At 68.8% G+C, this 14,003-nt stretch carries 10 protein-coding genes; 1 reads left to right on the forward strand and 9 read right to left on the reverse strand.

The genetic code is table 11. The features are described from left to right. Positions 1-96: 96 nt before the first annotated feature. The 6 genes from TsocGM_RS04075 to TsocGM_RS04100 form a co-directional block, all read right to left on the reverse strand. Entirely contained in the window at positions 97-2,880 is a 2,784-nt protein-coding gene (locus TsocGM_RS04075) for an MMPL family transporter (RefSeq protein ID WP_126724035.1), read from the reverse strand. A 436-nt stretch (positions 2,881-3,316) separates the two neighbouring features. Then, the gene (locus TsocGM_RS04080) at positions 3,317-4,750 is read right to left on the reverse strand and encodes a Mov34/MPN/PAD-1 family protein (RefSeq protein WP_126724036.1); all 1,434 of its coding nucleotides are present in this window, start codon (positions 4,748-4,750) and stop codon (positions 3,317-3,319) included. 147 nt (positions 4,751-4,897) lie between these two features. Then, the gene (locus TsocGM_RS04085; RefSeq protein WP_126724037.1) at positions 4,898-6,103 is read right to left on the reverse strand and encodes a HesA/MoeB/ThiF family protein; all 1,206 of its coding nucleotides are present in this window, start codon (positions 6,101-6,103) and stop codon (positions 4,898-4,900) included. Between the two features lie 274 nt (positions 6,104-6,377). Continuing rightward, positions 6,378-7,091 (reverse strand): ubiquitin-conjugating enzyme E2, encoded by a 714-nt coding sequence (locus tag TsocGM_RS04090; protein WP_233578268.1) that lies wholly within the window; start codon positions 7,089-7,091, stop codon positions 6,378-6,380. A gap of 47 nt (positions 7,092-7,138) precedes the next feature. Next, complete coding sequence (locus TsocGM_RS04095; protein ID WP_126724038.1) at positions 7,139-7,432, reverse strand: EsaB/YukD family protein; 294 nt, start codon at positions 7,430-7,432, stop codon at positions 7,139-7,141. A gap of 187 nt (positions 7,433-7,619) precedes the next feature. Next, a complete protein-coding gene (locus tag TsocGM_RS04100; RefSeq protein ID WP_126724039.1) occupies positions 7,620-8,468 on the reverse strand; it encodes an RING finger protein in 849 nt (282 codons plus the stop codon). A gap of 268 nt (positions 8,469-8,736) precedes the next feature. Here TsocGM_RS04100 and TsocGM_RS04105 point away from each other — a divergent pair, with 268 nt between their 5' ends. Then, positions 8,737-9,669 carry a DMT family transporter gene (locus TsocGM_RS04105; RefSeq protein WP_126724040.1) on the forward strand — a complete coding sequence of 311 codons (933 nt, stop codon included), beginning with the start codon at positions 8,737-8,739 and terminating at the stop codon, positions 9,667-9,669. A 91-nt stretch (positions 9,670-9,760) separates the two neighbouring features. Here TsocGM_RS04105 and TsocGM_RS04110 read toward each other — a convergent pair whose 3' ends face one another. The 3 genes from TsocGM_RS04110 to groES all read right to left on the reverse strand — a co-directional run bounded on the left by TsocGM_RS04110 (position 9,761) and on the right by groES (position 13,688). Then, a complete protein-coding gene (locus tag TsocGM_RS04110) occupies positions 9,761-11,458 on the reverse strand; it encodes a hypothetical protein (RefSeq protein WP_126724041.1) in 1,698 nt (565 codons plus the stop codon). Between the two features lie 117 nt (positions 11,459-11,575). Next, a complete protein-coding gene (gene groL / locus TsocGM_RS04115) occupies positions 11,576-13,201 on the reverse strand; it encodes a chaperonin GroEL (protein WP_126724042.1) in 1,626 nt (541 codons plus the stop codon). Between the two features lie 193 nt (positions 13,202-13,394). Beyond that, complete coding sequence (gene groES / locus TsocGM_RS04120; RefSeq protein ID WP_126724093.1) at positions 13,395-13,688, reverse strand: co-chaperone GroES; 294 nt, start codon at positions 13,686-13,688, stop codon at positions 13,395-13,397. Positions 13,689-14,003: the final 315 nt, after the last annotated feature.

Genomic DNA, 14,003 nt, shown 5'->3' on the forward strand with positions numbered 1-14,003 from the left:
CGATCGCCGATGCCGGACCTCCCTCCCCAACGCGGCGGAGACTCCCGCGATCGGCCGCGATCGACCCTCCCGCATCAGGCCATCGCCGTTCCCCGCTCAGCCCAGGATCGTCTCCTTCGCCTGAGGCAGCGGCGCCCCCGGCGCGTTCGCTCGGGTGAGCGCCTGCTGCCTCCTCCGCTCTCTGCCCCGGCTCAGCAGCCACTGCCCGCAGGGCACCAGCACCGGCCGGACCAGGGCCGCATCGGTCACAATCCCCACAACCAGCGAGAAGCCCAGCTGCCGAAGCGACGACAGCGGGCTGAACATCATCGCCGCGAAGCTGCAGGCCGTGATCGCCGCCGCCGAGGTGATCAGGCCCCCGGTCTGCCCGATCGCCCGGGTGATCCCCGCCCGGAGCCCCAGCGCCTTGACCTCCTCCTGAAGCCGGGACATCAGGAAGACGTTGTAGTCCACCCCCACCGCCACCAGCAGCACGAACAGGAAGTACGGTACCTTCCAGTCGATCCCCTCCGCCCCCATCCCCCAGACGAAGACGACGTGCGTCACCCCCAGGGCGAAGGCGTAGGTCAGCAGCATGGTCGCCACCAGGTTCATGCAGGCCAAGGGAGCCCGGAGCATCCCCACCAGCACGAGGAAGACCCCCAGCGGGACAATCACCCAGGTCTGGTACTGGTCGCGCCGGGTCAGGGCCCGGATGTCCGCCCCCTCGGCATTGGTGCCGGCGACCATCGCCCTCGGGTGCATCGGGTCCTGCTCGTCGTACTCGTCGAGATAATCTCCCAGGCGTCTCCGGATCGTCTCGACCTGGTCCAGCGCCTCGGGCGAGAACGGCCGGGCGGTCTGCACGGCATCGATCCGGGCGATCCGGCCGTCCGAGTCGATGTATGCCTCAAAACTGCGGAGCAGTTCGGGGTTTTCCTCGATCGTCTTCTCGTTGATCAGCAAGCGGTCCAGCGCCCGACGGCCGACCGGATCGTCCAGGATGTTGGCGATCTCGACCCGGGCCTGAGATGCTCCCTCGGCGATCTGGTCCGCCCCCTCGGCCGCCCGGCCCAGCTCCCGGAGCAACTGAGCGACCGGCCCATCCCCCTCGACCGGGGCGATCGGGTTCCGAACACTCGGCAGCTCCACTCCGCCAAACTGGCCGAGCATCGCCGCGGTTGCCCGCCGCAGTCCTGAGGTCACCGGGTCCGACTCCCCGGGAGTCGGAGCGCTCGGCTCCTCCGGCTCCGGGGCAGGGGAGGGAGCCGCCGGCGCCCCTTCCCCCAGAACGTCCGCGCCGGCCAGCTCCCCCAACAGCATCGCCCCTCGGATCCGGGCCGCCCCCTGGTTCAAGCCCTCCTTCAGCTCCCTCGCCCCCTCGACCAGCCGCTCGAACCCCTCGCTCACCGCCCGAAGCCGAGACGACAACCGGGCCGGCTCGAACGGCGCCGTCGAGCCCATCGGCTGCGTGGCCGAGCGAACTTCCGTCAGCGTCCTTTGGTGGCTCAACAGCCGGCTGATCTCGTCGATCGTCGCCAGCCCGACGGAGCTCCGGAAGTCCGGGTCGCCGGGGCCGGCCTCCAGCAGGACCGCCAGCGGAGCGGTCGCCCCCAGGCCGAACTTCTCGGCGATCAGCTCCAGCCCAGCGACCGACGGCGTCGTCGGCGGCATCTCGGCGACCGTGTCCTGAATGAACGCGTTCTCGGCCGTCAGTCGGATTCCGAGTACCGCCGCCGGCAGCATCACCAGCAAGGTCAGCGACCAGGCCAGCCAAGGCCTTCTCAGAATCGCCCGGCCCAGGCGATCCCAGTTCCCCGACGGCGGCCGGGTCAGGCCCGTGAACGCCTTCGGCCGCCACCGGGCCAGGAAGAGCAGGAGGGCTGGGGTCAGCGTCAGTGCCGCCGCCACCGTGATCACCAGGCCGAACGCCACGCTCGGGCCGGTGCTCGAGAACAGCTTGAACCGGGTCGTCCCCATCAGCGACAGGCCGATGATCGTCGTGAAGGCGCTGGTCACCAGCGCCTGCGCCACTCTCCCCAGCGTTGTCCGGATCGCCCCCCTCGGGTTCGAGGAGTTCCAGTTCTCTCCGAACCGCCAGGAGAGCAGCAGACAGAAGTCCGTTCCCGTGCCGAAGAGCAGGACGACCAGGAACAGCTCCACCAGCGACGACAGTTGCCAGCCCAGCTCCGCGGCCCAGGCCAGCAACCCTCGGGCGATCAGCAGGCTGACGCCGATCGTCACCAGGGGCACCATCGCCAGGAAGAGCGATCGGTAGACCGCCAGCAGGACCCCCAGCAGCAGGAACACCGTGGCGAGGGCCGCCCGATCCAGGGTCCGCTGGACATTCCTCATGTAGTCCCGGCCGATCACCGCCGAGCCGCTCCAGGACAGGTGCAGTCCCTCGGGCTTCTCCGGCGCGAGGCGAACCGCCTCGGCCTCCAGCCAGGCGACCGCTTCCTGGCTCGCGGGGCTGACGAATGCCTCCTTGATCGGCACGAACATCAGCAGGAGGGTCCCGTCCCCGCTCAGCAGCCGGGAGGCGACCTCCGGGTCGCCGTCCGGGGCGATCACCGTCGAGATGGCGGCCGGGCGATCCTCCGACCGGATCCGATCGGCCAGCCGTCGGGCGAACGCCCGGTCCTTCTCGTCGATCCCGCCGGGATCGTGCAGCGCCAGAACGGCGGCCGAATCGAACCACTGCTCCGGGAAGCTCGCTTCGAGGATCCGCGCGGCGATGGCGCTCTCCGACCGCTCTGGCAGCAACGTCGCCTGTCCCTCGGCGGCCAGCCGGGTCAGGTCGGGGGCCAGTCGGACCACCAGCGCCAGTGCCACCAGCCAGAGCAGCACGACGACCGCCGGCCGACGGCTGACGAACCATCGCAAGGCGTCGAACGACATACGCGACGGGCTCCCCCGCCGGGACCCGGATCGGACCAGCGACCTCCAGCCCGCGGCACCCCCGCGGCGATCGGGCCAATCCGACTATTTTGCAAGCTTCGAGCGGATCGGCTAGGGGGTACCGACCCCCCGCTCCCCTGGGGCGCGCCGTCGTCATCCTCCCGACGGTCCCGGCAGGGGCAGGGAGGAGCGATTGGGCTCCTGAAGGCGAGGGGGCCCGGAGGAGGCTCCGAACCGCGAGAGGATCGAGAACTGCCTCGCTCCGCGGAGCTCGACACCCTCACGACCGAAACGATCGAGAACACCCCTGGAAACCGCCCACTCCCCCTCCCCGGAAGGACCGGACCGCTCCGTCAGAAGCAGACCTCGCGTCCCAGGCCGCATCCAACGAACCGTTGGCGAGGGTCGGCGATCGGGGATCGTCCCGGTCGGTGGGTCACTCGATCCGGTGCGGCGCCTCGGGCGAGTGCCCCCGGTCGGGAGGGGAGGGGGAAACGTCGGAGGCCATCGGCAACGTCCGGGCCACCACGGCGACGATCCCGAGGCCCAGCAGCACCGCCACTCCCCAGCCGGCCACCGCCGCGTACCAGGCGATCGAATACTTCCGGGTCAGCGGGCCGGGCTCCTGGATCGCGTTCCCCTCGACCGGCTGGCCCGCCTCCTCCAACCGACGGACCAGCAGCTCGTTCTGCAACTCCAGCCGCTCCGATCGAGTCTTCAGCGCGTCCAATTGCTTCAGCGCCTCGTCCCTCCTGGCGACCTCCTCCTCCAGCCCCTGGATCTGGCGCTGCTTCTCAATCAGATCCAGGCCCACCTGCTCGACCAGGGCGGCCTCGGCCACCGCCCGGTCGCGCTCCTCGTGGAGCCGGTTGTAGATCTCGAGGAACCGCTCGTTCGAGTCCCCCAGGCGAACCTCGCGCAGCAGCGCGTCGAGCGCCTGCTCCTTGGCCCGGACCCGCTCGATCGCCTCGGACGACTCCTCGGCCCGATTCGCCCTGGCCAGCTCCTCCCTCAGCGAGGCCAGCGTCCGAGACTGCTCGCGAAGCTGCCCCGAGAGCGAGGCGATCCAGAGGGTCAGGGCCACCGCCACGGCCCCCAGCACCATCCCCAGGAGGCTGAAGACGGCGGCCGACTGGCCCCGGTCCGTCGACGCCGAGACGGCATGCGGTCGGTTCAACATGGCGATCAGCTCCGCCTCCAGCCTCGGTGACAGGGCACCGATCCCTCCCGCCAACCCAGCGTCCTGGACCCCTTCCAGCTCGTTCACCGTCCGGGCCAAAGCCACCCGATGCTCCCTCGGGGCAACGAGGTAATACCCCTCCACCTGCCTCAGCGCGTCCCCCCGCCACTGGAAGAATCCCCGAGTCTGGCGGATCGGATCGACCACATACGCCACCTGCAGCGGCTGGCCGAAGAAGTGCTGCTGAATGAACACGTCATGCCCGGACAGGAAGATCCCGAAGTCCGGGTGCGTGTGGTACCACCCCACGATGTCCAGGTCCGGGAACCGCCGGTCCCGCTCCCGGGTGATCTCCTGCCACGAGTCGTGCGTGTAGGTGAAGCTCGCCTGCGTGTTCTCGTAGTGCTTCGCCTCGAGCGCCTGGCTGACCCAGACGAACGGCTTCCCCGTCTCCTCGTCCACGCACTCCCGGCCGAGGAGGATCCCCCCCAGCTCGACCGACACGTCGCTCAGCGCATGCCGCTCGATCGCGTCCACCGTCTCCCGCTCGATGAAGATCGCCAGGTCCTCCGGCCCCGGAGTCCCGTAGGCCAGGCTCGCGAACGACCGGTCGCGGTCCGGCCGCTTGAGCCGCTTCGGCTCGCGATAGCTGACCTCCTCGAACTGGATGTCGTCGCTCTCGGTACTCACGGACGGCTCGGATCGGGCCTCGGACGACCTGGAATCGAACTCAATGCCTGATGAGTGAGACGAGAGGACCGCTCCCCAACCGCGATGGCCGGGACCGCCTCCGCTTCGGCCTCCTCCCCTCCGAGGAGGCCGATCCTCTGCCCCGAGTCAGCCATCAGCCACCCCGCCCCGACCAACTCCCAGGACCCGCTCCCGATCCCCCGCCAGCAACAGGAAGGCCGGGCCCTCGGCCCCGTCGACGCGGACGATATCGTACGGCGGCACTCCCAGCTCGGCCAGACTCCTCCCGGCTAGCGTGCTTGCTTCGTCCACCGTCGAAACCAGCTCCGGCCGGCCGACCTCCCCCGTCTCCGGGTCGGTCGCCTCGGCCAGAGCGACGCGAGTCCTCGGCCGGAAGACCTCCGCGCGACGGCCGAGCTGCGGCCAATCGATCGCCGAGACCAGGTCCCGGTCCAGCGCCAGCGACAGCGGCCCCGAGACGAACGCGCGTGCCACGTGGAACAACGCCTCCGCCGTCGCCTCGTGCCCCAGCGCGATGGCCTCGGGCTCCGGGTACGTCTCGTGGCTCAGGCAGTCGTCCTTGCGGGGCAGCCGCGTCGTGTAGAACGTGTTCGCCACCCCGTTGAACACGTGCAGGCAGCCGGCCTGCACCGGCATGCCGTGGATCAGCTTCAGCGCTTCCTGCACCTCCATCGCCGCCATCATCGAGGCAATGGTCGGTGCCGTTGGCACCTTGCCGGCGAGGATGTCCTCGCGGCGGAGCAGGGGACAGGAATACCGGAGGTTGAGCAACTGATAATCCCGGCTCGTCATTCCGCACTCATAGCACGCCGAGTCCGGCGGCACGAACACGCGGACGACCCCCTGGATCTCCTGGATCCCCGCGTCCACCCACGGCGTGCCCACCTTCCAGCACTGCCGGTTGACCCAGAGCCGAGCCTCCCGGTTGTCGAGGCAGCCGATGACCACGTCCATCTCGGCGAACAGCCCGAGCCCCAGGTCGGTGATCACGTCGCCGTGCACCGGGATCACCCGGACGTCCGGGTTCAGCTCCCGGGCCCGATCGGCGGCCACGACCGCCTTCGGCCTCCCGCCGTCTCCGGATCGGAAGAGGACCGATCGCGAGAGGTTCGACGCCTCGATCTCGTCCAGGTCGATCACAACCACCGTCCCGACGCCCAGCAGCGCCAGGTTCTTCAGCACCTCGTTCCCCAGGGCCCCCGCTCCCACCACCAGCACCTTCGCCGCCTCAAGCCGGTCTTGCCGCCACCAGGGAATCAGGCGGAGGCGGCCGTAGCGGTCGTCGTCGTCGATGCGGAGGAGATCGTCCCCCTCGTCTGGCAGACGGCTCATGGGCTCGATCCCGGCGTGGGGACAGAAGTCATCGGGCAGGGGGAGCAATCCCGGCGAATTCCCTTGAGCCGAGAGACCGTGGGAGGCGTCCTCGCTCCGGTCGGCCAGCCTGCTCAACGAGCTGGCCTGCAACGCCCCCCGACCCGTGCGGTTCGAACGGACCAGAGGCCCGTACTCTTCCCTCCCGAGGATCACGGCGAGTGACGACAGGGAGCATCAGCCCGAACAAGGGAACGCTCGGTCCTCCCTCAGGACAGCTCCCTGCCCAGGAGGATCAGTCGAGGAACATTACCTCCGGTGGCGGCTCTCTCCGGGAAGGGGGCTCCGACCGCCGGGCACGCTCCTGTTGGGAAGGCCCGATCAGATCGGTGTCAAGGATGAAGATCGGTTCCTCTTCCGAGAGGAAAGACGGGGCCGAGAGTGAGGCCGGCTCGGAGATCCCCGAGCGTCGGTTGAAGGATTCGGGCCTCGAGACCACCGCCTCCCTCCCCTTGGCTGCCCGCAGGTCTCGGAGCGGCCGGTCGTCCATCGGGAAGGCGAACGTCGCCTGGCTGGCCGCCCAGAGGGCCGCCTCGCGGTTGTAGGGGGAGCGGAGGTCGTAATTGTGGAACCGGGCCATGTCCCAGAGCATCTCGCACAGCTCGTCGAGCTGCAAGCTCGGCACCCAGTGGGTGTTGTAGCCGCCGAGGCAGACCAGGCCGATCTCGGAGATGTTCGGGTGGAAGATCGGCGAGAGCCAGCGCAGCTCGGGCATCGTGCGGGGGTACGAGGCCCCGAGCTTCACCTCGACCTGGTGCGTCTGCCACTCGATGACCTTGCCGCGCTCTCGGGCCAGGCTTCGGCCGTGAAACTCGATCAGGTAGCGCTGGGGCGGGTCGCCCTGGGCGCCGAACCGGAAAATCGTGCTCTCGTCCCGCAGCCGCTCCAGCGCCGATCGGTCGGAGCGGAGCCGGCGCGCCTGCGGCGAGTCGTAGGTCTTGCGGAGCATCGCGCGTCGCCTCGGTCGGCCTCGGGCCGCGAGCCGGTCGGGGGGGATCAGCCCGCGACGACCTCGGGGTAGACGATCAGGTGGTCGCCGTTCTGCACGCCCGCCTCGACCAGCGTCTGCGACTCCGCCAGCCGACGGCCCCCCTCCTTGTGGTCCAGCGAGTAGCTCAGCGGCTGCCCGTCGGGCCCGGTGGTGGGCAGGTTCATCTTGGTGATGATGTTCGGCAGGATCCGGCTCACCGGCACGCTGTACGCGATCACGGCCTTGACCGACTTGGCCCCGGTCTGATCGAGAAACGTGACCTGGATCCCGCTGGCATCCGCATGACCGCCGTACGACATGGCAGGGTACCTCCTCTAGCATCCGATTCGGGACCCGGCCCCCATTATTGGGCCGCCGCCACCGATTCGGCCGCGGGGAATTGGTCGCGGCGGGCACCAGCGAGACCACCTCGGGTCGACGCTTCAGCATACCCACCCCGCTTCCCCCGGAAAAGAGGCGCGAACCTCCCAGCATGCATCCGTCTAATCACGATGGCACACACCGCTTCCCCTGGCAGCCGTAGATCGAGCATGTCCCCACGAAATTCCAGCAGTCCCGGTGGTGGGGTGTCCGGCAGGACGAGCACGACACGCGGTCCTCCCCCGGCAGGATTGGTTCGTTGCAGACCTTGCAGATCGGCGGCCCGGTCTCGGCCTCGGCCTCGGCCTCGGCCTCCGGGGGGTCTTCGACGATGGCGATCCCCTCGGCCATCCGCTCGGCCACCCCGAGGCGGAGCAGGTCGTGCAGAACCAGGCTCTCCCGCACCGCGGCGTCCAGCGCCGCGACGCTCGTTCCGAGGTTCCGGTCCACCTGGACCAGGAGTCGCTCCGGGCTGGTCGACACGAGCATCCCCGCCGGCGGCGCCAGCCTTCTGAGGTTCTCGATCGCCGACCTTGCCTCCGGCCGCTCCAGCAGCTCCCGGGCGATCTCCGGATCGTTCGCCCGGACCACGTACTGGCGATCGAAGACCGGGTCCCCCGTGCGAACCAGCCGAGTCCCTCTTGGCGTCTGTTTGGGGGACGGGCGCTGGATCGGGAACAGCTCGAACCGGAACGGCAAGCCGCTCGAGAACCGCGCGACCACTCTCGTCCTTGGTGGCGACGGCTGCCCCGGCACCACCGGCGCCAGGCCGACGCGCACGCTCGACCCGTTGTGCCAGAAGCTCACCGTGGGAGGATCGACCAGCCCCCGGTGTTCATACCTGCCCCGGTATCGCTTCGCCAGCGCCCGGTACGCCCGGTATCTCGCCCCCGACAGCCCCGAGCCAATCGCCCCGATCAGCCTCACGGCCGCATACAGGATCAGGACGATGATCCCGACGACGATCAGATCCATCGACGGCCACCCCTTGATCCCGCGCCGCGGCTGCCCCCAACCCACTGTACAGCCGAAGCCCTCTCCTGGGCAACCAATCCCCCCGATCACCGCCGAGCCGTTTCGCTGCGTCTGCGCTCCCCTGCCCTCGGCTCGTTCGCTCCTTTTGCTCCTCTTCTGCTCCGCTCTTCTTCTCGTCGGCTCCTCCGCGCAAGCTCCCTCCCCCCCAGGCCCCGCTCCGCTACGATAGTCTGCTCGACTCCCGATTCCCCCCCAGGGACTTCGCCCCGTGCCCGCCCAATCTTCGGCCCATTCCGACCGTGCCTTCGGCCGCCGCTGCGTGATCGCCGCCGCCGTGCTTTGGAGCCTCAGCGGCGTGATCACCAAGGCCCTCACCGGCCTCGACGGCGGCTCGATCGCCTTTTATCGCGGCCTCTTCGCCGGGCTGGCGTTGTTGCCGCTGGTCCGCCCCTCGAAGTGGGCGTTCCGACCCGCGATGCTCCCCCTGGTCGTCGGCTTCGGGGCGATGACCGGCCTCTACATCGGGGCGATCAAGGCCACCACCGCCGCCAACGCCATCTTCCTCCAGTACAGCGCCCCGATCTGGGCCGTGCCGCTGAGCCTGCTGCTCCTCCGAGAGCGCCCCGACCGCCGCTCGCTGCTCGGCATCGCCGTGGCCGGCCTGGGGATCCTGTGCATCGTCGTGCTCGGCGGGGGAGGGGGGCCGAACGACGCGCTGGGGATCGCGATGGGCCTGGCCAGCGGCCTCGGATTCGCCATCGTCGGCGTCGGCCTGCGCTTCCTCCGCGGCCTCGACCCCATCTGGCTCAGCGCGATCAACAACCTGGGCGGCTCGATCGTGCTGGGGCTCTGGCTGCTCGCCTCCGCCGGCTCCATCCCGATCCCCGCCGTCCCCCAGGCCGTCGTCCTCTTCGCCTTCGGCGTCATTCAGATGGCGATCCCCTACGTCCTCTTCGCCCGAGGGCTCCGCGACATCCCCGCCCCCGAGGCCAGCCTGCTCGCCCTGCTGGAGCCGGTGCTCAACCCCATCTGGGTCGTCCTCGTCATCGGCGAGGTCCCCGGCTGGCCCACCTACGTCGGCGGCGCCTTCCTCCTGGCCGGCGTCGTCCTCCGCTACGTCCCCACCGGCCGACCCCGCCCCGCCCCCCCCAGGCTGCCCTCCGGCACCCAGGAGGTTCAAACGCCAGTGCCACCGTCGTGACGGCCATCCGGGGAGCCTGGCCTCCTGGAGTTCCCCGGGGCAATCAAGAGGATCAAGCCGGTCGTTTTGAAACAATCCCCAGGGGCGAGTCTCAGGGAGGCACGATCTCCGAGGAGCGATCATGCGGCCCGAGACCGGGTTCCTGGCCCCGGTCGATTCCCAGCCGCTCACTACATTGATCGAGAATCTGGACGGCGACCTGGTTGGGGTTGTACCCGGCCTTGAGCCGAAGATAGGGCTTGCCATACCGCTCGCAGAAGTGTTTGACCCCCTCGAACGAGTGACTACTCCAGCGAATGGGGAGGACGACCAACGCGACGTCCGGGCGGGAGACGTGCGCCTCGAAGGAGGCGATCGACTGATGCTTGCGGGTAAGGACCCAGTCGATGTCCGCCAACTCAAAGGCGTCAATCAGCGCGGTTTTGGCGTGAGGGTTCTCGACGTTCGAGAAAAAGACGATGGACCGACCCCGGAGCCGATCGGCGACCTTGGCGACCGCGATGTTCCAGTACGTCGGCTCCTCCGGCTCACGATGCGACTCGGACTCGGCCTGGTGGTCGAGGTACTGATCGACCTCTCTCAGGGCCAGCTCGAAGCCTCGGGGCAGGGCTCCCAGATCCGGCATCAGGTCGCGAACCGGGACCAAAGCGTCTCGAATGGCGACCGCACTGGGAGGAACTCCGGAGTCCACCATCTCGTTGATCGTCGCAACCAAGGCCCTCCAGTTCTCCAAATCCTCATCACCATCGTTGATCTTTCCCGAGAGATACCGGAGTTTGTTCTGCCTTCGGCGACGCTCCTTGGCGCGACGACGATCCTCCTGCAGTCGGTCGGACAGCGCCGCCAGCGATTCGGAGAGAACCGGGAGGTTGTTCGGGTCGGCCAGTTGATCTTTCCGCAGGTAGTTCTCAATGAAGATGGAGTGCCGCTCGGCGTGCCGTCGAATGTGCCAGAAAAGGGCGTTCTGGTCGGAATCGGGTTGAGCTCCGGCCCGCTTGACCAGCACGCGAAGGGCCGACTGCGTCTCGGCGGCGGCATGAAGGATCTCGGAGCGGAGGCCGTCATCCGGGTCGTTCCCATCTTCGAGCTGATGGAGCAGCTCGGCGGCGTCGGCGGCAACGTCGAACGCGGAGGCGAGCTTCTCGACCAATTCGGGCTGCCGTCCCAGGGGATCGGCCAGAAGGTGGTTGGCCCAAAGGTAACACCGAGGCATCGCCTTGGCCCGCTGGATGAGCTCCTGATCTCCGGCGGCGATCTCCTCGGGATCGTCTCCGTCCCGGTGGCGACGATGGCGTTCGGGAAGCCAGCGCAGGCCCTCGGCCTTCAGCCGGCAGCGTCGCGCGACCAGGCGAACATCCTCCGAGTCCTCCTGCTCACGGTCCTCAGCCGGCGAAGCGGCTCGAGGTCCGTCGGACTCGGAACGGCTCGGGCTTGCTTGTCCCAGAGTCAGGGGCGGGAGGGGCTCGGGCGAGACCGTCGGCACCGCTTCTGAAGAGCGGGAGAGCGGCTCGATCGGTTCGGGAAAAGACCCCACGAAGCCTGATCCGGAATCGGACAGAGCCTCCTCGGTGAGAGAATCGACCGGCCCAGGCGGGTCCTCGGCGAGGGATGCCTCGTCCTGGTTGACCTCGGAGCGACCGGAGTCGTCCCCGGCCGTGGGGAGTTCGGCCGCGGCCAAGAGCATCTCGGCCAACGCCCGCATCGCGAGGCGGACCTCGGGATCGGCGGCCCATCGGCGGAGCAAGCCGACAAGAGCCGCTGACAGGGGGTCGCGCTGCGAATCCGACATCGATAAGCCACCGGGTAAACAAACAAGCCGGCCGGCGGTTTCCTTCCCGCCGGCCGGATCGAAGGTTGCCGGTCTTGGGGACTCACATCGCCCCCAGGTGGCGATCCGGCGGATCGATCAATACATGTCGTCGTCCATGCCGCCGCCGGCCGGGGCGCCCTTCTCCTCCTTGGGGAGGTCGGCGATCAAGGCGTCGGAGGTCAGCAGCAGGGTGGCGACGCTGGCGGCGTTCTGCAGGGCCGAGCGGGTGACCTTGGTCGGGTCGATGATGCCGGCCTTGACCAGGTCGGTGTACTCGTCATTCAGGGCGTCATAGCCCTCGTTCCCCTTGAGGTCGAGGACCTTCGAGCAGACCACACCGCCGTCCTGGCCGGCGTTCTCGGCGATCTGGGCGATCGGCGCGGCGCAGGCCCGGACGATAATGTCGTAGCCGGTCTTCTCGTCGTGCGACAGGTCGCCGGGCTTGACCGAGCGCGAGGCCCGCAGCAGGGCGACGCCGCCGCCGGGGAGGATGCCCTCCTCCAGGGCCGCGCGGGTGGCGTGCAGGGCGTCCTCGACGCGGGCCTTCTTCTCCTTCATCTCCGACTCGGTCGCGGCGCCGACGTTGATCTTCGCCACACCGCCGGAGAGCTTCGCCAAGCGCTCCTCCAGCTTCTCGCGGTCGTAGTCGCTCTTGGTCTCCTTGATCTCTCGGCGGATGGCCTCGATCCGGCCCTGGATCGCCTCGGTGGTGCCGGCGCCCTCGATCAGGGTGGTGTTGTCCTTGTCGACGATCACTTTCTTCACGCGGCCCAGGTCATTCAGGCCGACGTTCTCCAGCTCGATGCCCAGCGCCTCGAAGATCGGCTTGCCGCCGGTCAGGGTGGCGATGTCCTCGAGCATGGCCTTGCGGCGGTCGCCGTAGCCGGGGGCCTTCACCGCGGCGCAGCGGAAGGTGCCGCGGAGCTTGTTGATCACCAGGGTGGCCAGCGCCTCGCCCTCGACGTCCTCGGCGATGATCAGCAGCGGCTTGCCCGTCTGCGCGACCTTCTCCAGGACGGGGACCAGGTCCTTGACCGAGCTGATCTTCTTCTCGTGGATCAGGACGTAGGCGTCCTCGAGCACCGCCTCCATCGCCTGGGGGTTGGTGACGAAGTACGGCGAGAGATAGCCGCGGTCGAACTGCATCCCCTCGACCCACTCGACCTCGGTCTTGAGGCTCTTGCCCTCCTCGACCGTGATCACGCCGTCCTTGCCCACCTTCTCGGTGGCCTCGGCGATCATCCGGCCGACCTCGCGGTCGAAGTTCGAGGCGACGGTCGCCACCTGCTCGGTCTCCTTGGTGGTGGAGACCTTGGTGCTCATGCGCTTCAGCTCGGCGACGATGTCCTCGACCGCCTTGTCCATCCCGCGCTTCATCAGCATCGGGTTGACGCCGGCGACAACGGCCCGCAGGCCCTCGTTGTAGATCGCCTCGGCGAGGATCGTGGCGGTGGTGGTGCCGTCGCCGGCGACGTCGTTGGTCTTGGAGGCGACCTCCTTGACCATCTTCGCGCCCATGTCCTCGTACTTGTCCTCCAGCTCGATCTCCTTGGCGACGGTCACGCCGTCCTTGGTGACCGTGGGCGAGCCGAAGGACTTCTGGATGATGACGTTGCGGCCCTTGGGCCCGAGCGTCACCTTGACGGCTCGGGCGAGCTTGCTGACGCCGCGCTGCATCGCGGTGCGGGCGTCCTGATCGAAGGCGATCATCTTCGCGGCCATGGACACTCTTCTCCTGGCTCGGTTCGGTTCGATTCGTGGGGTGGCCTGTCCGTCCGTCGATACGAAGCGATTGAGTCATGCGCGGAGTGCGGGCCCGGTTCGGTGGGTCTCGCCTGGCGGACCCACCCCGCGGAGCCCGGCGTCAGGCATCCGGCGTCCGCCGGCCGCCATCCGCCATCCTGCCCGGCCCTGCTCAGCCCTCGACAACCGCGAGGATGTCGTCCTCGCGCATCAGCAGGACCTTCTTGTCGCCGTTGAGCTTGAACTCGTCGCCCGCGTAGCTGGTGAAGATGACCGTGTCGCCAACCTTCACCGTCAGCGGCCTCTTGGTGCCGTCCTTGGTGGTGGTGCCGTCGCCCACAGCCACGACCTTCCCCTTCTGCGGCTTGTCCTTGGCGGTGTCCGGCAGCACGATCCCGCCAGCGGTCGTCTGCGAAGCCTCCTCCCGTTCGACCACCACGCGGTTGCCCAGCGGCTGGATGTTCATCGCGACCTGCTCTCCTCGCCCGACGGCCCCCGACAACCGGATCCGATCCGGATCGGGCCCCCGGGCGTCGCTCTCGCCTGTGATCCGACGGGGCCGCCTGCCGCTCGTCCCCCTTGGACGGGGCACGCCCCGATCGTCGAGCAGCGGCAGAGGCAAGCCGCGTGCCCATCACGGCATTTTCCCACAAGTCCAAACACAGAAACAACCTACGCCAACAACCTCTGAGGGCCGCCCACCCCTCGGCTGCCGATCCCGTGTCGTCCCGGCGGGGAGACTGCCGATTCGGCAGTCGAACCCGCCTCGAGGAGGACAGGC

Source organism: Tautonia sociabilis (assembly GCF_003977685.1).
In the GTDB taxonomy this organism is placed as follows: Bacteria; Planctomycetota; Planctomycetia; order Isosphaerales; family Isosphaeraceae; genus Tautonia; species Tautonia sociabilis.